Annotated in this window: 18 protein-coding genes and 2 pseudogenes; 9 read left to right on the top strand and 11 right to left on the bottom strand. The window is 61.3% G+C overall.

Annotated elements, in window-relative coordinates; all coding sequences use genetic code 11:
* The first annotated feature begins 278 nt into the window (after positions 1-278).
* From ppsA to OXH74_RS26430, 9 genes and pseudogenes are all read left to right on the top strand, one after another.
* Positions 279-2,648, top strand: coding sequence for a phosphoenolpyruvate synthase (gene ppsA / locus OXH74_RS26470; RefSeq protein ID WP_375739569.1), 2,370 nt, complete (start codon positions 279-281; stop codon positions 2,646-2,648).
* 127 nt (positions 2,649-2,775) lie between these two features.
* Positions 2,776-3,759 (top strand): alpha/beta fold hydrolase, encoded by a 984-nt coding sequence (locus OXH74_RS26465; RefSeq protein WP_375739568.1) that lies wholly within the window; start codon positions 2,776-2,778, stop codon positions 3,757-3,759.
* A 79-nt stretch (positions 3,760-3,838) separates the two neighbouring features.
* A complete protein-coding gene (locus OXH74_RS26460) occupies positions 3,839-4,138 on the top strand; it encodes a Rieske (2Fe-2S) protein (protein WP_375739567.1) in 300 nt (99 codons plus the stop codon).
* A gap of 20 nt (positions 4,139-4,158) precedes the next feature.
* The gene (gene rraA, locus OXH74_RS26455; RefSeq protein WP_375739566.1) at positions 4,159-4,647 is read left to right on the top strand and encodes a ribonuclease E activity regulator RraA; all 489 of its coding nucleotides are present in this window, start codon (positions 4,159-4,161) and stop codon (positions 4,645-4,647) included.
* Positions 4,648-4,693: 46 nt separating this feature from the next.
* A pseudogene (locus tag OXH74_RS26450) lies at positions 4,694-5,688 on the top strand (zinc transporter ZntB).
* A 48-nt stretch (positions 5,689-5,736) separates the two neighbouring features.
* Positions 5,737-5,988, top strand: a complete 252-nt coding sequence (locus tag OXH74_RS26445; RefSeq protein ID WP_215378478.1) for a CrfX protein — start codon at positions 5,737-5,739, stop codon at positions 5,986-5,988.
* Positions 5,989-5,990: 2 nt separating this feature from the next.
* Positions 5,991-6,815 carry a mechanosensitive ion channel domain-containing protein gene (locus tag OXH74_RS26440; RefSeq protein ID WP_215378476.1) on the top strand — a complete coding sequence of 275 codons (825 nt, stop codon included), beginning with the start codon at positions 5,991-5,993 and terminating at the stop codon, positions 6,813-6,815.
* A 96-nt stretch (positions 6,816-6,911) separates the two neighbouring features.
* Complete coding sequence (gene sigX, locus OXH74_RS26435; RefSeq protein ID WP_215378474.1) at positions 6,912-7,502, top strand: RNA polymerase sigma factor SigX; 591 nt, start codon at positions 6,912-6,914, stop codon at positions 7,500-7,502.
* 109 nt (positions 7,503-7,611) lie between these two features.
* Positions 7,612-8,664, top strand: coding sequence for an OmpA family protein (locus OXH74_RS26430; protein ID WP_215378472.1), 1,053 nt, complete (start codon positions 7,612-7,614; stop codon positions 8,662-8,664).
* A gap of 399 nt (positions 8,665-9,063) precedes the next feature.
* On the opposite strand, the gene cobA is transcribed toward OXH74_RS26430, so the two are convergent.
* The 11 genes and pseudogenes from cobA to OXH74_RS26375 all read right to left on the bottom strand — a co-directional run bounded on the left by cobA (position 9,064) and on the right by OXH74_RS26375 (position 23,797).
* Positions 9,064-9,801, bottom strand: a complete 738-nt coding sequence (gene cobA / locus OXH74_RS26425) for a uroporphyrinogen-III C-methyltransferase (RefSeq protein WP_375739565.1) — start codon at positions 9,799-9,801, stop codon at positions 9,064-9,066.
* Between the two features lie 10 nt (positions 9,802-9,811).
* On the bottom strand, positions 9,812-12,544 hold the full coding sequence (locus tag OXH74_RS26420; protein WP_375739564.1) for a molybdopterin-dependent oxidoreductase: 2,733 nt from the start codon (positions 12,542-12,544) through the stop codon (positions 9,812-9,814).
* Between the two features lie 186 nt (positions 12,545-12,730).
* Positions 12,731-13,930 (bottom strand): annotated as a pseudogene (locus OXH74_RS26415) (NAD(P)/FAD-dependent oxidoreductase); the annotation flags it as partial.
* Between the two features lie 262 nt (positions 13,931-14,192).
* Complete coding sequence (locus OXH74_RS26410) at positions 14,193-15,863, bottom strand: protein kinase (protein ID WP_375739563.1); 1,671 nt, start codon at positions 15,861-15,863, stop codon at positions 14,193-14,195.
* Between the two features lie 94 nt (positions 15,864-15,957).
* Positions 15,958-17,169 (bottom strand): MFS transporter, encoded by a 1,212-nt coding sequence (locus OXH74_RS26405; protein WP_375739562.1) that lies wholly within the window; start codon positions 17,167-17,169, stop codon positions 15,958-15,960.
* Positions 17,170-17,588: 419 nt separating this feature from the next.
* Positions 17,589-18,032 (bottom strand): thioesterase family protein, encoded by a 444-nt coding sequence (locus tag OXH74_RS26400; RefSeq protein ID WP_375739561.1) that lies wholly within the window; start codon positions 18,030-18,032, stop codon positions 17,589-17,591.
* A 189-nt stretch (positions 18,033-18,221) separates the two neighbouring features.
* Positions 18,222-18,908, bottom strand: coding sequence for a polysaccharide lyase family 7 protein (locus OXH74_RS26395; protein WP_375739560.1), 687 nt, complete (start codon positions 18,906-18,908; stop codon positions 18,222-18,224).
* Positions 18,909-19,194: 286 nt separating this feature from the next.
* Entirely contained in the window at positions 19,195-19,848 is a 654-nt protein-coding gene (locus OXH74_RS26390; protein WP_215378459.1) for a hypothetical protein, read from the bottom strand.
* Positions 19,849-20,308: 460 nt separating this feature from the next.
* On the bottom strand, positions 20,309-21,547 hold the full coding sequence (alaC, locus tag OXH74_RS26385; RefSeq protein ID WP_375739559.1) for an alanine transaminase: 1,239 nt from the start codon (positions 21,545-21,547) through the stop codon (positions 20,309-20,311).
* A 135-nt stretch (positions 21,548-21,682) separates the two neighbouring features.
* Entirely contained in the window at positions 21,683-23,056 is a 1,374-nt protein-coding gene (locus tag OXH74_RS26380; RefSeq protein WP_375739558.1) for a pyridoxal phosphate-dependent decarboxylase family protein, read from the bottom strand.
* 162 nt (positions 23,057-23,218) lie between these two features.
* Complete coding sequence (locus OXH74_RS26375) at positions 23,219-23,797, bottom strand: ANTAR domain-containing response regulator (protein ID WP_215378452.1); 579 nt, start codon at positions 23,795-23,797, stop codon at positions 23,219-23,221.
* Positions 23,798-23,815 lie beyond the last annotated feature (18 nt).

Below are 23,815 nucleotides of genomic sequence, written 5' to 3'. Positions count from 1 at the left end.
CGCGTGATCTTGCTGAAGGTGGCGATGGTTCAGAACTGCGCAAGGAAATGGCCAAAACTTCTGCAGTGATGCCAGTGCCATCGAGAAGCAAAGAAAACGGTACATTTGTTTTGCGCCAAGGGCCTTGAGTGGGATCAATTCTTGGCTATGATAGGCCGCGTTTTTTCGCCTGGGCCCCAGCCGGTCGGCATTAGCTGACTTATTTTTCTGGCTCAAGGCCAGAACGCAGCGGACCTGCTCCGTTTGAGCTTTTCCAACACATTAGTGGAGAGATCACCTTGGTAGAGTACGTAGTTTCCCTCGATAAGCTCGGCGTCCACGATGTTGAGCATGTGGGGGGCAAGAACGCATCCCTGGGCGAGATGATCAGCAATCTGGCTGGCGCCGGTGTTTCTGTCCCCGGTGGTTTCGCCACGACCGCCCAGGCCTACCGTGACTTCCTCGAGCAGAGCGGCCTGAACGACCGTATCCATGCTGCCTTGGATCAGCTCGATGTGGATGACGTCAATGCCCTCGCAAAGACCGGCGCGGAGATCCGCGGCTGGGTGATGGATGCCGAGTTTCCTGCGCGTCTGGATGCGGAAATCCGCACTGCCTTCGCCGAACTGGCCCAGGGCAGCGACAACCTGGCTGTAGCCGTTCGCTCTTCCGCTACCGCCGAAGACCTGCCGGACGCTTCCTTTGCCGGTCAACAGGAAACCTTCCTCAACATCCGCGGCGTGGATAACGTGATCCGCGCAGCCAAGGAGGTATTCGCCTCCCTGTTCAACGACCGAGCCATTGCTTACCGCGTGCATCAGGGCTTCGATCACAAGCTCGTCGCCCTGTCCGCCGGCGTGCAGCGCATGGTCCGCTCCGAAACCGGCACCGCCGGCGTCATGTTTACCCTGGACACCGAGTCCGGCTTCCGTGACGTGGTCTTCATCACTGCCGCTTATGGCCTGGGTGAAACCGTCGTACAAGGCGCCGTGAACCCGGACGAGTTCTACGTGCACAAGTCGACCCTTGAGGCGGGCCGTCCCGCGATCCTGCGCCGTAACCTGGGCAGCAAGGCTATCAAGATGATCTATGGCGAGGAGGCCAAGGCCGGCAAATCGGTCAAGACCGTCGAGGTGGATCGTGCCGATCGTGCCCGTTTTGCCCTGTCTGACGCCGAGGTCACCGAGCTGGCCAAACAGGCGCTGATCATCGAGAAGCACTACGGCCGCCCGATGGACATCGAGTGGGCCAAGGACGGTGACGACGGCAAACTGTACATCGTCCAGGCTCGTCCCGAGACCGTGAAGAGCCGCACCAGCGCCACCGTCATGGAGCGCTACCTGCTGAAGGAAAAGGGCAAGGTCCTGGTCGAAGGCCGTGCTATTGGCCAGCGCATTGGTGCCGGCCCGGTGAAGGTGATCCACGACGTTTCCGAGATGGACAAGGTCCAGCCGGGTGACGTGCTGGTCTCCGACATGACTGACCCGGACTGGGAGCCGGTGATGAAGCGCGCAAGCGCCATCGTCACCAACCGCGGGGGGCGTACCTGCCACGCTGCGATCATCGCTCGTGAGCTGGGTATTCCGGCTGTTGTGGGTTGCGGCAACGCCACTCATGTCCTGCAGGATGGCCAGGGCGTTACCGTTTCCTGTGCCGAAGGTGATACCGGCTTCATATTCGAAGGCCAGTTGGGTTTCGACATTCGTAAGAACTCGGTCGATGCCATGCCCGAGCTGCCGTTCAAGATCATGATGAACGTCGGTAACCCGGACCGCGCTTTCGACTTCGCCCAATTGCCGAACGAAGGCGTTGGCTTGGCCCGACTGGAATTCATCATCAACCGCATGATCGGCGTGCACCCCAAGGCCTTGCTGAACTTCGCCGGCTTGCCGGCTGAGATCAAGGACAGCGTCGAGAAGCGCATTGCCGGCTACAACGACCCGGTTGGTTTCTACGTCGAGAAGCTGGTCGAGGGCATCAGTACCCTGGCTGCTGCTTTCTGGCCGAAGAAGGTCATCGTGCGCCTGTCGGACTTCAAGTCCAATGAATACGCCAACCTTATCGGCGGCAAGCTTTACGAGCCGGAAGAAGAAAATCCGATGCTCGGCTTCCGCGGTGCCTCGCGCTATATCAGCGAGTCGTTCCGTGACTGCTTCGAGCTGGAGTGCCGTGCGCTGAAGAAGGTGCGCAACGAGATGGGTCTGACCAACGTCGAGATCATGGTGCCTTTCGTTCGCACCCTCGGCGAGGCCTCGCAGGTTGTCGAATTGCTCGCCAGTAATGGCCTGAAGCGCGGTGAGAATGGCCTGAAGGTCATCATGATGTGCGAGCTGCCGTCGAACGCCCTGCTGGCCGATGAGTTCCTGGAGTTCTTCGATGGTTTCTCCATCGGTTCCAACGACCTCACCCAACTTACCCTGGGCCTGGACCGGGACTCTGGCATCGTTGCGCACCTGTTCGACGAGCGTAATCCTGCCGTGAAGAAGCTGCTGGCCAACGCCATTACTGCCTGCAACAAGGCAGGCAAGTACATCGGTATTTGTGGACAGGGCCCGTCGGACCATCCCGATCTGGCCAAGTGGCTGATGGAGCAGGGCATCGAGAGCGTTTCGCTGAACCCCGACTCCGTGCTGGATACCTGGTTCTTCCTGGCTGAAGGGCAGGCCTGATACCTGGAGTGGCTTAAAGGCTTTGCGAGCGCAGCTTAGGCGCGCTCAACGGCCCTGAAAGCAGGCTCCAGAAGTCATCTCGAAAAGGGCGGGCGTAAGTCCCGCCCTTTTTTGTGCAAGCAGAATCATGCAGAGCAGTAGCGATCTATTTCCCGTTGCGCTGATGAGCGCGGAACTTCGTGGCGACCTGACCGAGGATGTCTATCGTCTGAAGCCAGGCAATAGCCCGGACCCCAGTGTTGAACTGGTTTTGACCCGACTTGGGATATTTGGCCGTGAGGGTGCGCGTGGCGCGCCAGTCATCCTGTTGCATGGCAGTTTTTCAAACCGGCGATTCTGGTACTCGCCCAAGGGAATCGGCCTGGGGCCTTTCCTGGCCAGGGCGGGCTTCGATATCTGGATAGCGGAAATGCGTGGGCATGGCCTTTCGCCGCGCAACCAGCACTATCGACGCAATCGCGTGGCTGATTACGCGCGCTATGACTTGCCCGCCATCGCCGATTTCGTGTGCGAGCAGACGGGCGAGGTTCCGCACTGGATCGGGCATTCCCTTGGGGGAACGACCCTGGCTGCGGCGCTCGGTGGGCACTATCTTGGCGAAGGGCAGGTCGCATCGGTGGCGCTGTTCGGAAGTCAGGTCAGTCGTACCTACTGGCCGTTGAAAATGCCGCCGGTGGAGTGGGGCGGTCGTCTACTACTCAAGCGCTTCGAGGTGCTATCCGGCTCTTTGCTGAAGCGCGGTCCGGAGGACGAACCGATCGGGCTTGCCCTCGAGAGTTTGCGTTGGCACGGGCTGTTCGGCCGCTTTGGTGACGCCGAGAGCGACTGGTGGGCGGGCTTGTCCGAAGTGCCCGTACCTGTGCTGGCAGTTGCTGCTGCGGGTGACGGGCAAGATCCCGTCTGGGCCTGCCGCAAGCTGTTGGAGCAGTTTCCTGAGGAGAGTCGGCATTTTCTATGCCTGTCTCGGCAGGAAGGTTTCGCTGGTGATTACGGGCATGTCGAAATGCTCATCGGCAAGGATGCCCAGCGTGAAGTCTGGCCGCTCGTTGCGCGTTGGCTTGAGGATCGGCAGCTGCCTGCGCAGGTCGGGACGGAAATCGCAGCGGGCTAGTCGAATACAGCAGGTTTTCGATTTCGGCTCAATGGGGCATATGCAAATATGCACAGAACCGCAGGGGTTCGGAGGCTCTATGTTCGTAGAGTTGGAACGATTGATCAATCTGGACGAAGGCTATCGCGGCACTTTTCAGGTGCAGGGTCGTCATTTGCTGTTGATCGTCGTTGATAGGCAGCCGATCCTCATGGAAAATCGCTGCCCACACCAAGGCGCTCCCCTGCACAACGGAACCCTCGAAGGAACGATGCTGCGCTGTTCCCGGCATGGGATAACCTTCGACCTGTCCACTGGTTGCGCCATCAACGCACCTTGTGCGCCTCTTCAGCGACTGCCGCTGGCGTACGATGGTGATCGCGTCGGGCTCGACCTGTAACTGCTATCAAGGAGATGACCATGCAATACGTTACCCCTGACTTGTGTGACGCCTATCCCGACCTCGTGCAGGTTGTCGAGCCGATGCTCAGCAACTTCGGCGGCCGCGACTCCTTCGGTGGTGAAATCGTCACCGTGAAGTGCTTCGAAGACAACTCCCTGGTGAAAGAGCAGGTCGACCTGCCGGGCAAGGGCAAGGTCCTGGTCGTGGATGGTGGCGGCTCGCTTCGCCGTGCACTGCTTGGCGACATGCTGGCCGAGAAAGCGGCGAAGAACGGCTGGGAGGGCATCGTGGTCTATGGTTGCATCCGTGATGTCGATGTCATCGCCCAGACCGACCTGGGTGTGCAGGCGCTGGCCACTCACCCGATGAAAACCGACAAGCGCGGTATTGGCGACCTCAATGTGCCGGTTACCTTTGGCGGGATAACCTTTCGCCCAGGCGAATTCATCTACGCCGACAACAATGGCGTAATTGTCTCGCCCAAGGCCCTTGAGATGCCTCAGTAAGGCAAGTCCATCAGCATCGCCTGGAGTCTTGGGGGCAGGAGTCGTCATGTTCGAGGAGCAGAACGCCCAATGGGGGCTGGTCCATGCCTTTGTGCTCGATGGCCAGGGCGGGGCAGCTCCCATCTCCCGACTGGCGTTGGAGAGTCTGGACCTGCAGCCGGGGCAGAGCCTCTGGTTGCACTGGGACAGAAGCCATCCTCAAGCGCAGCGTTGGCTGAGGAACGCAGCGGATTGGCCGAGTTCACCTGCGACCTGTTGCTTGAGGAAAGTACGCGGCCACGTTTGCTGTCCCTGCCTGGCGACGAGCTCCTGCTGTTCCTGCGGGGCATCAATCTGAATCCGGGGTCTGAGCCCGAGGACATGGTTGCAGTCCGCATCTTCGCCGATGCGCAGCGAGTCATCTCGTTGCGACTTAGGCCCTTGCACGCCACTGATGCGCTCATCGAGCAATGGGGTCGTGGCTCTGGCCCGAAAACCGGCTCGGAGGTACTGCTTTATCTCGCGGAGCACCTGACGGACAAGGTCGACACCCTGGTCAGTGATTTTGCCGAGCGGGTGGACGAGCAGGAGGAGCGCCTGGATGTGGACGAGCGTTTTCGCCCGGACCATGACCTCATGCTCCAGGTGCGTCGCCGTGCAGCAGCCCTGCGGCGATTCCTTGCGCCGCAACGCGACCTTTACGCTCAATTGGGGCGCAATCGCCTGCCCTGGTTCGTCGAGGACGATACCGGGTACTGGAACGAGCTGAACAACCGCCTTACTCGCTATCTGGAAGAGCTAGAGCTGACGCGTGAACGGGTTGGACTGGTGCTGGAGTCGGAAAGCCGCCGCCAGAGCGAGCGAATGGGCAAGACCATGTATTTGCTGGGTATCACGACCGGCTTTTTCCTGCCGATGAGCTTCGTCACTGGGTTGCTGGGTATGAACGTGGCCGGAATTCCCGGTGCAGGGACGAGCTATGGGTTCTATGTCGTTTGCGCCCTGATTGGTGGAATGGTTCTGTTTCAGTGGTGGTTGTTCCGTCGCCTGCGCTGGCTCTGATGTGACCTGCCCAAGGTCGGCTGCGTCTAGCCGACATATCCACGTGAGGTGCGCATGCACGATCCGTTTGAAGAATCCCTGCGAGACCTGCTCAAGGCGCCGTCGTCTGATCATGATGACGATGCGACCCTGGGGCGGGTACTCAAGACCGCCAACCGCCAGGTCGGCGCGGGGGACTTGTTCGGCCTGATGGGGCATTGGCTAGAGGCCATGATGATTGCCCTGAACAATGGTTCACCTCACCTGGCGCCTGTTTCGCGCCGTAATGCTCCTGACCGCTCTGCAGATAAGGCTGATTGAACATGGAATTCGACCCCTGGACCCAAGGACTCGTTAACGCCATGACCTCGGTGTGGGCACCGGTGGCTGGCTTCATTCCGCGTCTTTTCGGCGCGCTGGTCGTAGTGCTGCTCGGTTTCGTGGTGGCCAAGCTGCTCGATACGCTGCTGTCGAAGCTGCTCGCCAAAGTCGGGCTTGATCGCCTGATGGGCGGCACCGGCCTGACCAAGATGATTGCCCGTGCCGGTATCCAGGTCCCGGTTTCCACCTTGATCGGCAAGATCGTCTACTGGTTCGTATTGCTGATCTTCCTGGTGTCCGCTGCCGAATCCCTGGGCCTGGATCGAGTGTCGGCGACTCTGGATGTGCTGGCCCTATACCTGCCCAAGGTTCTTGGCGCTGCCCTGGTATTGCTGGCTGGCGTATTGCTGGCCCAGCTGCTCAGCGGCGTGGTGCGCGGTGCGGCGGAGGGTGTTGGCCTTGAGTACGCACACGGCCTTGGGCGCCTCGCCCAGGGTCTGGTCATCATCATCAGCATTTCAGTGGCCATCGGTCAGCTCGAGGTCAAGACCGACCTGCTGAACAACGTCATCGCTATCGTGCTGATTTCCATCGGCTTGGCGGCTGCCCTGGCGTTGGGATTGGGAAGTCGCGAGATCGCAGGCCAGATCCTGGCCGGCATCTATGTGCGAGAACTTTATCAAGTCGGGCAACAAGTCAAGATTGGCGATGTCGAAGGGCAGATCGAAGAGATCGGCACGGTGAAAACGCTCCTGCTTACCGAGGATGGTGAGCTGGTTTCGCTGTCGAACCGCGCATTACTTGATCAACGGGTAACCAGCCGCTAACACGACGGCATTTCCCTGCTAATGTATGCCGCCAGAATTGGAGCGCGAACCTTCGTGCTCCGGCGGCTTTTGACCTGACTGTCGGCCCGACCCGCTTTGAACAAGCCCCAATCGCTGTCCTTGCGCTATGACCCACGCGAGCTTTCTGACGAGGAGCTGGTGGAGCGTGCGCACGTCGAGCTGTTTCACGTCACGCGCGCTTATGAAGAGTTGATGCGACGTTATCAGCGCACTCTTTTCAACGTTTGCGCTCGTTATCTAGGGAACGATCGTGATGCGGATGATGTCTGTCAGGAGGTCATGCTGAAGGTTCTGTACGGCCTGAAGAACTTCGAGGGCAAGTCCAAGTTCAAGACATGGTTGTATAGCATCACGTACAACGAGTGCATTACCCAGTATCGGAAAGAGCGGCGAAAGCGTCGTCTGCTAGATGCTCTGAGTCTTGATCCGCTTGAGGAAGCCTCTGAAGAAAAGTCTCCCAAAGTCGAGGAGCGTGGCGGCCTAGAACGTTGGCTTGTGCATGTCAACCCCATTGACAGAGAAATCCTGGTGCTACGTTTTGTCGCAGAGTTGGAGTTCCAGGAAATCGCCGACATCATGCACATGGGCCTGAGTGCGACCAAGATGCGATACAAGCGTGCGCTGGATCGCCTGCGTGAGAAATTCTCGGGCCTCTCCGAAACTTAGTTTGGGAAAATTATCTCTTAAGGGACGGCAAGTTCTGCTAGACTTCGGCCCGAAGTTGTCCCAGCGATTGATTGACAACTTATTTACCACCAATGATGGGGATTTACGGATGAAACTGAAAAACACCTTGGGCGTAGCCGTTGGCTCTCTTGTTGCCGCTATCTCGCTGAACGCGTTGGCTCAGGGCCAAGGCGCAGTTGAGGTGGAAGCTTTCGGTAAGCGTTACTTCACTGACAGTTCTCGCAACCTCGAGGACGGCAACCTGTACGGCGGTTCCGTTGGTTACTACCTGACCGACGACGTCGCCCTGGCCTTGTCGTACGGTGAATACCACGACATGACCTCCGACGACGCCTTCGCACCGAACGGCCACAAGGACATCAAGGGCAACCTGGCTTCCCTCGATGCCGTCTACCACTTCGGCACCCCGGGTGTTGGTCTGCGTCCGTACGTTTCTGCCGGTTTCGCCCATCAGAACATCAGCAACATCCCGCCGCGCACCGGCCGCGACCACAGCACCTTCGCAAACGTTGGCACCGGTCTGAAGTACTACTTCACCGAGAACTTCTTCGCCAAGGCTAGCCTGGACGGTATGTACAACCTGGACGCCCAGGAATCCGAGTGGATGGCTGGCGTAGGTGTCGGCGTCAACTTCGGTGGCTCCACCAAGCAGCCTGAGCCGGCTCCGGCTCCGGTAGCCGAAGTCTGTGCTGACAGCGACAACGACGGCGTTTGCGACAACGTCGACAAGTGCCCGGACACCCCGGCCAACGTCACCGTTGACGCCGATGGCTGCCCGGCTGTTGCTGAAGTCGTTCGCGTCGAGCTGGACGTGAAGTTCGACTTCGACAAGTCCAAGGTCAAGGAAGAAAGCTACGGTGATATCAAGAACCTGGCTGACTTCATGAACCAGTACCCGGCTACCTCCACCACCGTTGAAGGCCATACCGACTCCGTTGGTACCGACGCCTACAACCAGAAGCTGTCCGAGCGTCGTGCCAACGCCGTTCGTGAAGTTCTGGTCAACCAGTACGGTGTAGGTGGTGAGCGCGTCGAAGCTGTTGGCTACGGCGAGTCCCGCCCGGTTGCCGACAACGCCACTGCTGATGGCCGCGCGATCAACCGTCGCGTAGAGGCTGAAGTAGAAGCCCAAGCCAAGTAGTTGGGTTGCGCTTGAGGAAAACCCGGCTTCGGCCGGGTTTTTCTTTGCCTGGAAAAAGGTTGAGCCAGGTCGGCCGGTCGGACGGTCGGCTTGCAGGGGGGGCGACCTGTCCGGTGGAGGCTACCCTGTCCGGCGGGGGATATTGGCAGTGCTCAGGGCCGTCGGGCTTCTCGGGCTCAGCGGAGCACCGGCCAACCTACGTGTCTGTTTTTCTGGATGGCTCTTCGTCCCGACGGACGCTGGCGAGCAATTGCTAGCCCAGAAAAAGCCAATTCACCGCCGGTGATGAAGTACATTCCTCACCTCGGTGCTTTCCTGGTGGGCGAAAGGGCTGATCGGGCCATAAACAAGCCCGGCCAAGGCCGGGCAAGCACTACTTCGCAGGAGCGAAGATGGGGACTAGGCGCTCAGGGCCTGGGGCAGGGCCGAGGTATCGGCTGCCACTTCACCGATCACCAGGATCGCAGGGCTCTTGAGCTGGAAGACCAAAGCATCAGCTTGCATCCGGCCAAGCGTGCTTCGACATTCGCGCTGAAAGGGCAGGGAGGCGTTCTCGATCATAGCGACTGGCATTCCGTCGGACATGCCGCCCGCCAGCAGACCGTTGCGGATGTCCGCCAGTTTGGCCACACCCATGTACACCACCAGAGTGGTTCCACTCTGGGCGAGGGCATGCCAATTGAGTTCGCTGTCGTCCTGGGTATGCGCGGTGACCAGGGTCACGCCGCGACTGATGCCGCGCAGGGTCAGCGAAATGCCACAGTTGGTGGCACCGGCTAGACCCGCGGTGATGCCGTTGATCAGCTCGCTTTCCACGCCATGGGCCGCGAGCCATTCAGCCTCTTCACCGCCGCGGCCGAAGATGCAAGGGTCACCGCCTTTCAGGCGTACGACGGCCTTACCTTGGCGGGCATAGCGCAACATCAACCGATGGATGAACGCCTGGGGTGTCGAACGGCAACCGCCGCGTTTGCCGACGCGGATGACGCGTGCGTTAGGGCTGTGCTCAAGAACTGCGGGGTTGACCAGGTCGTCGATCATCACGATTTCCGCCCGGCTCAATGCTCGTACCGCCTTGAGCGTCAGCAGTTCCGGGTCTCCTGGGCCTGCGCCTACCAACCATACCTTGCCATTCATAACGGTCTCCTCAGGCAAACGCTGCGGAGGGCGCCGCGTGCGCCACCAGCAGTCTCTTGATTTCCGGAACGCAGGAGCCGCAGCTGGTGCCGCAGCCCAGTTCCTGCTTCAGGCCGGCCAGGTCCAGCCCGCGCTCGATTCCCGCGCAGACGGCCTGTTGGCTTACATTCATGCAGTTGCACAGGGTTTTGCTTGGGACGCTTGAAGCGCCAGCGGCCGAGGGCGGGGTGCTGAGCGGAGCGAGGAGCCAGCGCCGCATCTGCTCGTCCATCTGCCCGCTCTGCCAGAGATCCTTGAGCCAGTGCCGTGCTGCCGTTTCGCCTGCCAGGCGTACGGCTGTGATGCGACCCTGGTCGACGCGCGCGCGCTTGCCGACGGCTTGGCTGGGGTCGTCGTAGGCGATGACAGGGCCATCGCACAGGTTCAGATGCACGTCTATCCGGTCGAGCAGCTCCTTGGCGATTGCGCCATGGTGTGCGGCGCGCAGTACCAGGGCGGGACGCTCCCTGCCTGCCAGACTCAAGCTGGCATAGTCGAAGTCCTCGCACAAAGGGCGTAGTGCTTCGAAGCGTTGCTGAACGTCACCTTCGATCAGCGCGAACAATTGCCAGGGCAGTTCGGCTTTTTCTATCGCAACAGCCGCGTGCTTCAGTTCCGGCTGCTTTGACAGCGGGTCGAAGGCGGGGAGTGTCAGCACATTGCAGCCGAGGCCCTTGAGAAAACGGTCGCCCCAATGCATGGGAAGGAAGGCTTCACCGGGCTGGATTGCGTCATCACTCTGCACCGGCAGGATCAGGCTAGCGCGCCGGCTGGTGACGCGCACCAACTGGCCGTCCTGCAGGCCTCGCTGGTGCAGTTCGTCCGGGTGCAGGCTCAGCATGGCTTCTTCGACATGGCCGAACAGCCGGGCAGCGGTGCCGGTGCGGCTCATGCCATGCCACTGGTCGCGCAGGCGGCCGGTGTTCAGCGTCAGCGGATAGCGATCATCACGTGGTTCCTGTGGTGCGCAATAAGCGTCGGCCACGAATCGCGCACGTGAGCTCGCAGTGGGGAAGCGGCCATCGACGTAGAGCCGTGGGGTGCCCTGGGTGGCCCCCACGGGTAGAGGCCATTGCTGGGGGCCTTGGTTGTCCAGCAGGGCATAGTCGATGCCGGTGAGATCGAGGTCGCGACCGGAGGTCAGCTGCTTGTATTCCTCGAACAGGGCTTCTGCGTTGTTGAAGTCGAACAGGCTTGGCAGGCCGGGGCGGAGTTGGGATTCCAGGCGCTGGGCGAAGTCACAGACGATTGCCCAGTCCGGTCGCGCCTCTGCGGGCGCTGGGACCGCGCGCCGCACATGACTGACGCGACGCTCGGAGTTGGTCACGGTACCTTCCTTCTCGCCCCAGCTGGCGGCGGGCAGAAGCAGGTCGGCATAGCGGCAGGTCTCGGTGGTGAAAAAAGCTTCCTGGACCACGACAAAGGGACAGGCTGCCAGCGCTTCGTGGATTTTCTGCTGATCGGGCAGCGATTGGGCCGGATTGGTGCAGGCAATCCAGAGTGCCTTGATTCGTCCGTCACGGACCGCTTCGAACAGTTCGATGGCCGTGAGGCCCGGGCGCACGGGAAGCGAGTCGACTCCCCAGTATTGAGCGACCTCGGCACGGTGCTCGGCGTTGCCAGCCTCCCGATGCCCGGGCAGCAAGTTGGCCAGGCTACCGGTTTCGCGGCCGCCCATCGCGTTAGGCTGGCCGGTGAGGGAGAAGGGGCCGCAACCGCGGCGACCGATCATGCCGGTGGCCAGGTGGAGGTTGATCAGTGCGCTGTTTTTGGCGCTACCGGCAGTGGACTGGTTCAAGCCCATGCACCAGAGCGAGAGGAAGGTTGGCGACTTGCCGATCCATTCGGCGCAGCGGCGCAGGTCGCTCTCGGTGATACCGCAGAATTCTGCAACCGCCTCCGGGGTGCTGTCGGCAACCTGCGTTTCGAGCGCCTCGAAGCCTTCGGTGTGTTCGGCGATGAAGCGCCGGGCGACCCAGTCTTCCTGGATCAGGATGTGCAGGATGCCGTGGAACAACGCCACGTCGGTGCCGGGACGAATGGCCAGGTGCAAGTCCGCCAGGTCGCAGGTGTCAGTGCGGCGCGGGTCGATGACGATGACGCGCATGTCGGGGCGCTGCGCCTTGGCCGCTTCCAGGCGACGAAACAGGATCGGGTGGGCGAAGGCCATGTTGCTACCAGCAATCAGCACGCAATCGCTCTGTTCGAGGTCTTCGTAGCTGCAGGGCGGCGCGTCCACGCCCAGGCTGCGCTTGTAGCCGACTACAGCCGAGGACATGCACAGCCGGGAGTTGCTGTCGATGTTGTGGGTGCCGACCAGTGCCCGGGCCAGCTTGTTGAAGGCGTAGTAGTCCTCGGTCAGTAGTTGCCCGGAGATATAGAAGGCCACGCTGTCCGGACCGTGCTCGCGGATGGTTTCGGCGAAGCGGCTGGCCGCGTGGTCCAGGGCAGTGCTCCAGTCGGTTCGTGCTCTTGCCAGGCCCTTGGCGAGACAAAGTTCCGGGTACAGCGCACGCGCGTCGATATCGCCGGTCAAGTGCAGGGTGGAGCCCTTGCTGCAGAGCCGGCCGAAGTTGGCCGGATGCGCGGGGTCGCCCTGCACACCCAGGATCCGCTCGCCGTCGTGCTCGATCAGCACACCGCAGCCAACGCCGCAGTAGCAGCAGGTGGAGGCGGTGGTTTGGGTTTCACTGTTCAGGGACATGTTGAAGCTTCCGTAAGTCTGGGCTTGAGGAGGTATCGAAGCGTCCAATCACGCGCTCAGAGCGGTTTGCTGGGCATGCAGCCGGGTCAAGGTGGCTGTCAGGAGCATACTGGCCGGGGCCGCCGGAACCATGGGGCTGATGCTGACCTTGCGGGTTTCCTGCGCGTAGGCCGATTCCGGTGACGGTTCGCCAAACATCAGGTGGTCGCGAATGGCGCCGATATCCTGCTGCTCGCGGATTTGCCGGAAGTACCAGGCGCCGTCGGCGATGTCGCCATACAGGCAGGCACCTACCAGCAGGTTGTCCTTGATCACGAGCTTCTTGTAGATGCCGCCAACCGGGTCGGAGAAGGTGATGGTTTCGCAACCCGCGCTGCCCATGAAATCGCCGGCGGAGAACAGGTCGATGCCGGTGACCTTGAGCTTGGTGGACGTCACCGAACCCTGGTAGCGGGCGAAGCCGAGGCCTGCGAGGTGGTTGGCGCAAACCTTGGCCTGGTCGAAAAGGGGCGCCACCAGGCCGTAAGCGACACCGCGATGGTTGGCGCACTCGCCGATGGCATAGATGCGCGGATCATAGGTTTGCAGCGTGTCGTTGACCAGAATGCCGCGGTTGCAGGGCAGGCCTGCTGCTTCCGCGAGCCGGAAATTGGGGCGGATACCGGCGGCCAGCACGACAAGGTCAGCGGGTATGATGTCGCCGTCGTTGAACTGGACGGCGCAGACCTGGCCTTCGCCGTTGTCGACCAGTTCCTCTGTGTTGGTTCCCAGGCGGAAGTGGATCCCACGGGCCTGAAGGGCCTCCTTCAGTAGGCCTGCGGCGGTTGCGTCGAGCTGCCGATCCAACAGCCAGTCACCGAGATGCACTACAGTGACGTCCATGCCGCGCTGGCGCAGGCCGTTGGCAGCTTCCAGGCCGAGCAGGCCGCCACCGATGACGACGGCGTGGCTGTGGGTACGGGCGGCCTCGATCATCGCGCGGGTATCGGCGATGTCGCGGTAGCCGAACACGCCCTCCAGGCGATTACCCGGTACCGGAGGAACGAATGGAGTGGAGCCCGTGGCGATGACCAGGCGATCGTAGTCAGCGACTGTACCGTCCTGGGCGATCACCTGGCGCTTGATTCGGTCGATCTTCACCACTTCGCGGCCTAGCAGCAGCTTGATGTCGTGCCGCGAATACCAGTCGAGATCGTTGAGGACGATGTCCTCGAACGCTTGCTCGCCAGCCAATACGGGGGAGAGCAGGATGCGGTTGTAGTTCGGGTGCGGCTCCGCGCCGAACACGGTAATGTCGTAGCGCTCTGGGGCAAGCGTGAGCAGTTCCTCCAGCGTACGGACCCCAGCCATGCCATTTCCGATCATCACCAGCTTGAGTTTCTTCATGCGGGAGGCTCCTGCATTTCAATCGCGCAAACAAAAAAGGCGCCTGCTGTTGCCAGCAGGACGCCTTTGTCCAAGTCCCGTTCGATCGGGAAAGTGCCACCTCGTCGTTGAGGTGGGCGCTTTTGTAGATTGTCGAATCTGTCTTTGCAGGTGCTGTGCCAACTCTGCAAGGCCGCATGGTTAGTGGGTTCCACCAGAGGCTCAGTGTTTGCTGGGGCCGCTGGCGCACCTTATTGCAGCCTGCTTGCCCTGGGTTGGTGCGTCAGGTGTTGGCGAGCAGGAAGGCCAGCGCGAGGTTCACCAACAGCGATATCAGGGCGATGCCACGCCAGACCTTCAGTGGTTCTCGTTCCAGCAAGGGACGTGGTCGCGTGTTGAGCGACTTGCGTTCATCCTGTTCGAGCGCCAGCAGCCATTCTTCGGCTGTTTCGTAGCGTTTTTCCGGATCGGCACTGAGTGACCGGAGCAGCCATTCATCAATCCAGTTCGGGAGATCCGGACGGTAGCGGCTGGCTGGGGCGGGGGTGCCGAACTTTGGGTGCTGAAATGGCTCGATTTCGCCGTAGGGATAGTGACCGGTTAGCAGGTAGTAGAGGGTAACGCCCGCAGCAAAGAGATCCTGGCGGCTTGTCGGGGCTGCGCCGCTGAAGGCCTCGGGGGCAATGAAACTGGGGGTTCCAGGGAGGCTGTTGGGTTCGTCCTGGGAGATGCCGGGGCAGTAGGCCAGGCCAAAGTCCAGCAGGCGAAGCTCGCCATCATCGCCCCAGAGCAGGTTCTCTGGTTTGATGTCGCGGTGCAGGATATTGCGCCGGTGCAGCATGCCCAGGGCCTTGATCAGCCGGGGTGCGATGTCCAGCCATTCCGGCAGCGCCACCGGGCCGCTGATATGCAGGTGTTCGGCCAGGGTCCGGCCAGGATACTCGCGCTGGACGTAGTAAAGGTGTTGGCGGTGCGGCAGCGGGTGGACTTCCGGAAAGTTCCGGCCGGCGACGCGGCGCAGGAACCATTCCTCCTGCATCAGTGCTGGTCCGGCTTGAAGCTCGTCGCGACGGCTGGGCGGCAAGGTTTTCAGTAACCAGCGGCGGGCCTGGGCATCGCGCACGCGGTAGACCATCGACTGGCGGGACTCGGCCAGAAGGCGGTCCACCTGCCAGCCTTCGAAATCCTGCCCGGGCTGCAGCAGAGGGGGCAGCGGCCAGTGATCCAGTTGGGCAAGGGTGTCCGCCAGTCCGGTCTCAGGCAACTGGTCGACCTGGATCAGCAAGGCGCTGGCATTGTCCTGACTGCCGGCCAGGTGCGCCGCGCTGACCAGCGCCTTGGCAGCGCCACTCAAGTCTGACTCGTCCTGCAGGATGCTCTGGATACCGCGGTCCCCCAGCACCGCCCAGACACCGTCGCTGACCAACAGAAAGCGCTGCTGCTCCTGTAGTTCGCCATCCAGGTAATCCACCACCAGATGCTGGTCTAGCCCCAACGCACGCTTGAGCACATGCTGCATGCCTGGTTGTTCCCAGACATGGTCCTCGCTGAGGCGTTCGAGTTGGCCGGCATGCCAGCGATAGGCCCGGCAGTCTCCGACATGCGCGAGGGTGAAGCGACGGCCGCGCAATACCAGGGCGGAGAGGGTTGTCAGCAGCGATTGGCCGGCGCCGCTTGCCTGAAGCCAGCGGTTGTGGGCGACCAGGAGGCGATCCAGCGATTGCGCGACGGGCCAGGTTTCCGGCGTGGAGTAGTAGTCCAGAGCCAGGGCCTGCAACGTGGCGCGGGCGGCCAGGCCACCGTCCGCACACTGGCTGACACCGTCGGCGAGAGCGAAGAGGTAGCCCTTGCTCGCTGCGAGTGCCGGGGCCGGGGTGACCACGCGCAGGGCATCTTGGTTTTCGGCCCGGGGGCCGGTGGCGCTGGCTTCGCCGAAGCTGAGTTGCAGGGGCATGCGCGCGTCCTGGGGATTGAAGGAGCTGTTGGGCTGGCGTGCCAACCTACCACGTGCAAGCGGCCCGGATCGTTTCCGGGCCGCAGGGCAGGGGTTAGACGCGGGCAGCGGTCACGGCAGCCGAGCCCCAGGTGGTCCGCCAGCGCATTTTCACGCCGTGCAGACCGAACCAGGCGAGCACGCCAAGGCTGGCGAACAGCCACAGACCGAGCTGGTAGTCCCCAGTGTGTTGCTTGATGGCGCCGAGGCCAGCCGTCAGACAGAAACCGCCAATGCCGCCTGCCATTCCGATCAGGCCGGTCATGACGCCGATTTCCTTGTGGAACCGCTGCGGTACCAGTTGGAACACGGCGCCATTGCCTGCGCCGAGGCTGAGCATGGCGACCACGAACAGGGCCAGCGCTGCGGTGGGGCTGGAGATGTGGAAGCCCACGGCGGCGATGCACAGTGCGGCGACGGTATAGACCGCAAGCAGGGTACGGATACCGCCAACACGGTCGGCAAAGGCACCCCCCAGCGGGCGCATCAGGCTGCCGGCGAAGACGCAGGCGGCGGTGTAATAGCCAGCCGTGACAGGCGCCAGGCCGTATTGGTCGTGGAAGTAGCCGGGCAGGGTGCTGGCCAGGCCGAGGAAGCCGCCAAAGGTCACGCTGTAGAAGAACATGAACCACCAGCTGTCGCGGTCGCCCAGTGCTTTCAGGTAGTCACCGAGGGCCTTGGGCGCCGGGCGGTTGGGCGCGTTACGGGCGGCCAGGGCAAAGATCGCCAGAGTCAGCACCAGTGGGATGAGGGCAAGTCCGAAAACGTTGTTCCAGCCGAACATGGTTGCCAGGCCGGGAGCGAACAGGGCGGCCAGCACTGTGCCGGAGTTGCCTGCGCCGGCAATACCCATGGCCTTGCCCTGATGTTCTGCCGGGTACCACTGGGAAGCCAGCGGCAGCGCTACTGCGAAGGAGGCGCCGGCAAAGCCGAGGAACAGGCCGAGCAGCAGGGCTTGCTCATAGCTGTGGACCCCCAACTGCCAAGCACCGAACAATGCGCAGATCACTACCACTTGGCCCAGCAGGCCGGCGGTCTTCGGCGAGGAGCGATCGGCCAGCAGGCCCATCAGGAAGCGCAGTACCGCGCCAGCGAGGATCGGGGTGGCGACCATCAGGGCACGCTGCTGCGTGGTCAGTTGCAGGTCGGCGGCGATCTGAACACCCAGGGGGCCAAGTACGTACCAGACCATGAAGCTCAGGTCGAAGTAGAGAAATGCGGAGAACAGGGTGGGCGTGTGGCCGGCCTTCCAGAAACTCGTAGTCATCGAACACCTCATCTGCAGTTAGGGGCCGGGAGGCGCGTCCGCCGTGATCGTGGGCACGGCGGTCGTGCCTCCCGGTAAAACGTCGCGCTTGTGGCGCTCCGTTCTGCGGCTGGAGCCGCAGCGGGATTGAGTTAGCTGCATGCGAACGTCCGGATCCCGGCCCGTCCACCGGCCCCATCGCTGGGGCTGAAACGAAAAAGGCGCCGCATCACTGCCCGCATTGATGCGGAGTGACGCGACGCCTTTGTCGTTTAGTCGGGCAGCCGACGTTGGCTACCTTTGGCAATTGCTGAGCAAGAGCTGGGCCATATTCTGGAAAGGCCTGTTTCAGAGCGGTTTCGGGAAAGCACGGCTTGAGTCGGCTGGCTCAAAAGGGGGCGAGGTGGTCGTGTGTGCACCGAGTTGGGCCGGTGCGGGATTCAATCCAGCCAGTTCACCTTGGGAAAGGTATCGCGGAAGCCGTCGGGCATCGGCACGACGCGGGAGGTTTGATAGTTGAAGAAGACGAAACCGGACTTCGCCATAGCGATGAGTTTGCCATCGGCGGGTCGGCTGATGCGGAAGGTGATGTCCCCACCGTATCTGTTGAAGTCCATGACGCCGACCTCGAACAGCAGCTGGTCGCGGGCATGGGCTTCCGCCCGATAGGTCGTGGCCAGGTCTGTGACGATGATGCCCGTGCCGTCTTCCGTCGCTTCGTTGATGCCATACTCGAACAGGAAGCGCGCGCGGGCTTCGGAGATCATCGAGATCATCGAGTCATTGCCGAGGTGGTTGGCGGCGTTGATGTCGGTAACCCGGACGGTGAGGTGGGTCGAGTAGCAATACTGGTCTTCAGGAAATTCAAGCGACAGTCGGGCCATTGCGCAGGAACTCTTCAGGCATGTGTTGAAGGGGGATGCGGCAGAAGGTTGATTCTACGCTGGCACGGCCCGATTGATGACTCATTCCGCTGCTCAATGGGCTCGCTCAGTGGTAGCCCGGGCTTCAGTCCGGGACTTCACCGGATGGAGGGCCCGGGCTCCGTGCCGAAGGGCGCGAGGTGCAGGAAGTCAGCGGTGCAGGCCGTTGAGCCAGTAGAAGGTTACCCGCCCACCCTCGTTGACGGGGCCATAGTTGTCCTGGATATAGGCGCCGGCCTTGAAGTAGAGCTGCTGCACGCTCCAGTAGCCACTGAGTTCACGGTAGTGATTGCCGTCATCGTCGGGGCTGGTGATCACGATACCCAGTTTGCCCGTAGGCGTCAGGCGGAAGTCGTAGCCGAAGCGTTGACCAAGCGGCACATCATCAACCAGCAGGATGTTCTCCACCTCGGTGTCACCGGGACGTTTGCGCAGCAGTGCCTCGATGCGACCTTTGCCGCGCAGGTAGTGGTACTGCAATTTAAGCAGCGGGTCGTTCTCGCTGCCGGGCTCGTCCTTGCTGTGGATCTGGCCAATGATGATCTTGCCTTCGCTGGGCACCTGCTCTACGGAGAGGACGGCACTCAGGTAGCTATCCGAACTGCCGTGGTACCAGTAACTCAGCGTTCCGTCAGCCTGGGTTTCGCGAAGTTCTGTACGGGGATATCGGGCATCCTCGGTAACGGAGCCGGTTACCGGAACCCAGAAAGTGATACTGCCGTCGTCATTACGGCGAAAGTACTGACTTTCATAGCCGTTATTGAGGCGCTCGGTGCTGATCAGGGTTGCCGAGTCATAAGCGGGAACGGTCAGGTTCCAGGTCGTCAGGTCGATCACTGCATTTCCTTAGCGTTGTTTGGAGTTGCAGCAGTTCGTGTGCGAGACAGACAGAAAGTTCTACCGAGTCGACCGACGGATGGTCGCGGAGTTTGGTACGGAAGTACGAGTATTCGTGGGCGGGATTGTGGTCTTTTCTATGAGGAGTACTTGCATGTACTCGAAACATTAAGAAAAGTTTATTGCAGGGGATATGAAAGGAGAAAGTCTTACGGAGAATTACTGAGTGGATGTCGCGAAAAATAGTTTTTCTTAATACTGGGCATCCCTGCCCAGTCAGCTCCTGTCAGGAGGCGAGTGCGGGGGCCACTCGAGCACGAGTGACACGTTCAGCTCGCTTGCTTGCCCAACTGACCAGCAGTGTCATCATGATGAAGCCAGCGCAAATGAACAGCGGGTAAGCAAACATGATTTCGCCAAGGGAGTATTTCCAGCTGAGCGGGCGGGCGATGCCCAGCATGGCCGCATAGAACCAGGAAACTCCGGAGACGACGCCCGAGAATACCGCGAGGGTACGAGCATTCGCTTCCAGCTTGAGCAGCGTGCCAGCCTTGACCAAGGCAGGCATTACAACGCTGTGGAGCAGGAAGCCGTTGATGGTCAGGAGCATTACGATCAGGATCTTGGCCTGGAGTTTGGGGTTGAGGAAATACACCGCGCCTTTGACAGAGTAGTCCAGTAGGACGATACCTATCCCAGTTACCCAGAGTGCCGCAAGTGCAAACAGTACAGTTTTCTTCAGCGTATCAAGATGGGTTTTGTCGCTATGAGCCGCGTCGTTGCCTTGTACCAGTTGCTTGATCATGGCGACGTCGCTTGTGAGGACAAGACCGATCGCTACGCAGCAAGCAATAAGGTGGGCATAAACAATACCCATGCGCATTAGTTCCATGGTTGCTTCCTGTTGGAACAGGGAAGTCATCAGATGGTACAGCTCCATGGTTTACCTCTTGTTCTACAAAGTAAGTTGGTGTGCTGATGCAGTAAGGGCACCGATTAGATCTAGTTGCTTACTCGTGAGCCTCTTTGGGCTTTGAGTCATGGTTCTTTGTTGTCACGTCGCACAGTTGCTTTCATGTCTTCATACGCCGTTCCTCCTTTTTGAGACAAAAAAGTCTCCCGCACCAGATTGGGTGCTTTGGGAATCTCTCCGGACTCAAGGGGAAAAAAGGTATGCGCGCCGTAAGCCGACCATGGATGAGAACAGCGCGATGTACTAAGGCTTACATGAGAACCTATTAAGCCCTGTTTTGTTCAAAAAATGATCTAAAAGCCGACGAGTGGTTATTTTTTGTTCTACTCGAAAGGCTGTCCGTGAGGGCGGAAACCCTTGCCAGGCGGGCGTTTCAGGCAAATGAAGGGAAAATGCGCCCCCTGTGACTCGGGGGCGCGGGTCAGCGTCATTGCTGCTCGTTTTTCCGTGCCCTGGCGGGGAGCGGGAGCAGGCCGTCTGCCCGGAACATGCTCTTGATACCACGTACTGCCTGGCGGATGCGGTCCTGGTTTTCGATCAGGGCGAAGCGCACATGGTCGTCACCGTAATCACCGAAACCGAGGCCCGGTGAGACACAGACCTTGGCCTCAGCCAACAGTTTCTTGGCAAACTCCAGCGAGCCAAGCTCGGCATAGGCCTCGGGGATTTTGGCCCAGACGTACATCGAGGCCTTGGGGTTCTCAACCATCCAGCCGATCTCGTGCAGGCCTTTCACCAGAACGTTGCGACGCTGCCGGTATTGCTCGGCGATATCCCGTACGCATTGCTGGTCCCCCTCGAGTGCGGCGATGGCCGCCACCTGCAGCGGGGTGAAGGTGCCGTAGTCGTGGTAACTCTTGATCCGCGCCAGGGCGCTGACCAGTTCTGGGTTGCCGACCATGAAGCCGATGCGCCAGCCAGCCATGTTGTAGCTCTTGGACAGGGTGAAGAACTCCACCGCGATGTCCTTGGCGCCCGGGACTTGCATGATCGAGGGCGCCTTCCAGCCGTCGTAGACGATGTCGGCGTAGGCCAGGTCGTGGACTACCAGGATGTCGTACTGCTTGGCCAGGGCCACCACACGCTCGAAGAAATCCAGCTCCACGCACTGCGCCGTAGGGTTGGAGGGGAAACCGATGATCATCATCTTCGGTTTCGGGATGCTTTCGCGAATGGCCCGCTCAAGTTCGGCAAAGAAGTCCACACCCGGTACCAGGGGCACGGAGCGCACCTGGGCACCGGCGATCACGGCGCCATAGATGTGGATCGGGTAGCTTGGGTTGGGCACCAGCACCGTGTCGCCGTGGTCAAGGGTGGCGAGCATCAGGTGTGCCAGGCCTTCTTTGGAGCCGATGGTGACGATGGCTTCGCTTTCCGGATCGATCTCCACGTCGTAACGGTCCTTGTACCAACGCGAGATGGCTCGGCGCAGGCGGGGAATACCGCGGGAAGTGGAGTATCCGTGGGTGTCTTCACGCTGGGCGACTTGCACGAGCTTCTCGACGATGTGCGGCGGGGTAGCGCCGTCGGGATTGCCCATGGACAGGTCGATGATGTCCTCGCCACGACGACGGGCAGCCATCTTGAGTTCGGCGGTGATGTTGAAGACGTAGGGGGGGAGACGATCGATGCGCGCAAAACGGCGCGGAGAACGCTGGTCAGCCATGCTTTCCTCGGATACGTAAGCGCCCGGAACCGTCCGAGCGACGTCGGCCACTGCGGTGGCCTGGCGGGGAAGATAAGCGCAATGCAGGGGCCTGTCGAGTGCTTGCGGCACCTTTTCATGGCAGGCCCTGTCGCTTCAGCTCGCGGGTGAGGCGCTCGCTTGGCGCAGTGCAGCCAGCAGGCTAACCAGTTGTTGGACGTCGGCATCGGTGGTGCGCCATGAGGATAAGCTGAGGCGGAACGCCGGACGCCCTTGCCAGAGCGTGGGCCCGAACCAGACCTCGCCTGAGCGCTGCGCGGCTTCGCGGATGGCCACCGTGTGTGCGTCGCTGGTGGCACGCACTAGCACCTGATTGAGCACAGGACGGTTGAGTACCTCGAAACCTGCTGCGCGCAGCCCGGCCGCTAACTCAGCGGCCTGTCGCAGGTGCCGGTCGATCATCGACCGCAGGCCGTCGCGGCCAAGGGCTGCCAGAGCTGCCCAGATCGGGATGCCACGGGCACGGCGGGAGAATTCCAGGGTCAGGTTCTTCTGCGCGTCGCGCGAGGCGGTGGCGTAGGCCGCATCGCTGTTCATCGCGCTGGCCAGGGCATCGGCGTCGCGGCAGATGGCCATGGCGCCGTCATAGGGGGTGTTCAGCCACTTATGGCCGTCGGTGGTCCAGCTGTCGGCCTGCTCCACGTCTGCCGCCAGCGCCGAGCTTGACGAAGCGCGCACCCAGAGTCCGAAGGCGCCATCGACATGAACCCACGCGCCCGCTGCTTTGGCTCGGGGAATGAGTTCTGCGAAGGGATCGAATTCGCCAGTATTCACCTCGCCGGCCTGTAAGCAGAGGATAGTGCGGGCATCCAGCTCCGGGAGCCGGGAGGCATCTACGCGCCCTTGGGCGTCGGTGGGTGCGACTATGAGGCGCCGCATTCCGAAACCTAGAATGCGCAGGGCCTTCTTCACCGTAATGTGGGTGGTTTCCGAGACCACTACTCGAATCTCCGGTGCGCCGATCAAGCCGTCGGCGTCGAAATCCCAGCCTTGGCGGGCGAGCAGGCTACGGCGCGCAGCCGATAGTGCGGCGAGAGTACAGGCGGTGGCGCTGGTGCCGAAGCCCACGGCGCATTCTCTGGGCAAGCCAAGGGTTTCCAGGACCCAGCGGGCAGCGACTTGCTCGATGCGGTGGGCAGCCGGTGAGTTTTCGAAGGACGAGGCGCATTGATCCCAGGCCAGTAGCAGCCGCTCTGCCGCGGCCGCGGCCGGCAGCGTCGCGCCGATGACGAAGCCGAAATAGCGTGGTCCGTTGGAGGCGGTGGTGGCCGGCGAACCCAGTTCGTCAAGCTGGCGCAGCACCTCATTGGCTGGGCGTCCCTCTTGTGGCATGGGCTCATCGAATCCCCGCAATGCCTCGATGGCTGCCTGGGAGGGGAAGACCCTGCGGCAGTCAGTACCGTCGAGATAGCGCAGAGCGCGCTGGTCGGCGTCCTCGAGCAACTGGCGTTCGGGCGGCTGAGTGGTCATCGGGGAGCTCGCAGGCAGTGGGTAGTGCCCACAACATTAGCGATTAACGTTGACGGCTTGCAGATACACGGCCGTACAACGCAAGTCGTACAGTTTTGCTGTACGACGTGACTGGAGCAGTACAGCGGTGCCGGTGAGCGATACAGTTGCCAGAGTCTGAGGTCAGTGCCCCAGCATCTCGTGCATGGCGATGATCTGTTCGGCCACTTGGATCAGCTTCTGCTGTCGACTCATGGCCTGGCGCCGCATTAGGGTATAGGCCTCCTCTTCGTTGCAGCTTTTCATCTTCATCAGCAGCCCTTTCGCCAGTTCGATGCGCTTGCGTTCGGCCAGTTGCTGGTCGCGGGCTGTGAGCTGGGCGCGTAACGCCTGGTCGCTTTCGAAACGGGCCATGGCGACGTCGAGAATAGGCTGGAGGCGATCGGCCTGAATGCCTTCGACGATGTAAGCGCTGACGCCGGATTGGATGGCCTGGCGCATGACATTGGGGTCGTGTTCGTCGGTGAACATGACGATGGGGCGAGGCTGGTCACGGCTTACCAGTACGACCTGCTCCATGACGTCCCGTCCAGGGGACTCAGTGTCGATGAGGATCACGTCCGGGCGAATTGCCTCGACCCGCGCCGGCAGATCGATGGTAAGGCCGGACTCGTCGATGACCTCGAAGCCGGCTTCGACCAGAGCGGCTCTCAGGCGGCCGACTTTCTTGGCGGTATCGTTGATCAGGAGAATGCGCAACATGATGTCGGTCTTCCCTCG

The sequence above is a fragment of the Metapseudomonas boanensis genome, from assembly GCF_042232855.1.
Classification (GTDB): Bacteria; Pseudomonadota; Gammaproteobacteria; order Pseudomonadales; family Pseudomonadaceae; genus Metapseudomonas; species Metapseudomonas boanensis.
The sequence above is the reverse complement of the archived record's forward strand: the minus strand, read 5'-3'. Positions and strand labels throughout refer to the sequence as shown.

Coding starts and splice junctions, on each gene's coding strand:
- cobA (WP_375739565.1), bottom strand. CDS start 9,801: ATGAATGGCAAGGTATGGTTGGTAGGCGCAGGCCCAGGAGACCCGGAA.
- OXH74_RS26400 (WP_375739561.1), bottom strand. CDS start 18,032: ATGGCCCGACTGTCGCTTGAATTTCCTGAAGACCAGTATTGCTACTCG.
- OXH74_RS26380 (WP_375739558.1), bottom strand. CDS start 23,056: ATGACCACTCAGCCGCCCGAACGCCAGTTGCTCGAGGACGCCGACCAG.
- OXH74_RS26375 (WP_215378452.1), bottom strand. CDS start 23,797: ATGTTGCGCATTCTCCTGATCAACGATACCGCCAAGAAAGTCGGCCGC.
- OXH74_RS26430 (WP_215378472.1), top strand. CDS start 7,612: ATGAAACTGAAAAACACCTTGGGCGTAGCCGTTGGCTCTCTTGTTGCC.
- rraA (WP_375739566.1), top strand. CDS start 4,159: ATGCAATACGTTACCCCTGACTTGTGTGACGCCTATCCCGACCTCGTG.
- OXH74_RS26465 (WP_375739568.1), top strand. CDS start 2,776: ATGCAGAGCAGTAGCGATCTATTTCCCGTTGCGCTGATGAGCGCGGAA.
- alaC (WP_375739559.1), bottom strand. CDS start 21,547: ATGGCTGACCAGCGTTCTCCGCGCCGTTTTGCGCGCATCGATCGTCTC.
- OXH74_RS26405 (WP_375739562.1), bottom strand. CDS start 17,169: ATGACTACGAGTTTCTGGAAGGCCGGCCACACGCCCACCCTGTTCTCC.
- OXH74_RS26390 (WP_215378459.1), bottom strand. CDS start 19,848: ATGGAGCTGTACCATCTGATGACTTCCCTGTTCCAACAGGAAGCAACC.
- OXH74_RS26420 (WP_375739564.1), bottom strand. CDS start 12,544: ATGTCCCTGAACAGTGAAACCCAAACCACCGCCTCCACCTGCTGCTAC.
- OXH74_RS26440 (WP_215378476.1), top strand. CDS start 5,991: ATGGAATTCGACCCCTGGACCCAAGGACTCGTTAACGCCATGACCTCG.
- OXH74_RS26460 (WP_375739567.1), top strand. CDS start 3,839: ATGTTCGTAGAGTTGGAACGATTGATCAATCTGGACGAAGGCTATCGC.
- OXH74_RS26410 (WP_375739563.1), bottom strand. CDS start 15,863: ATGCCCCTGCAACTCAGCTTCGGCGAAGCCAGCGCCACCGGCCCCCGG.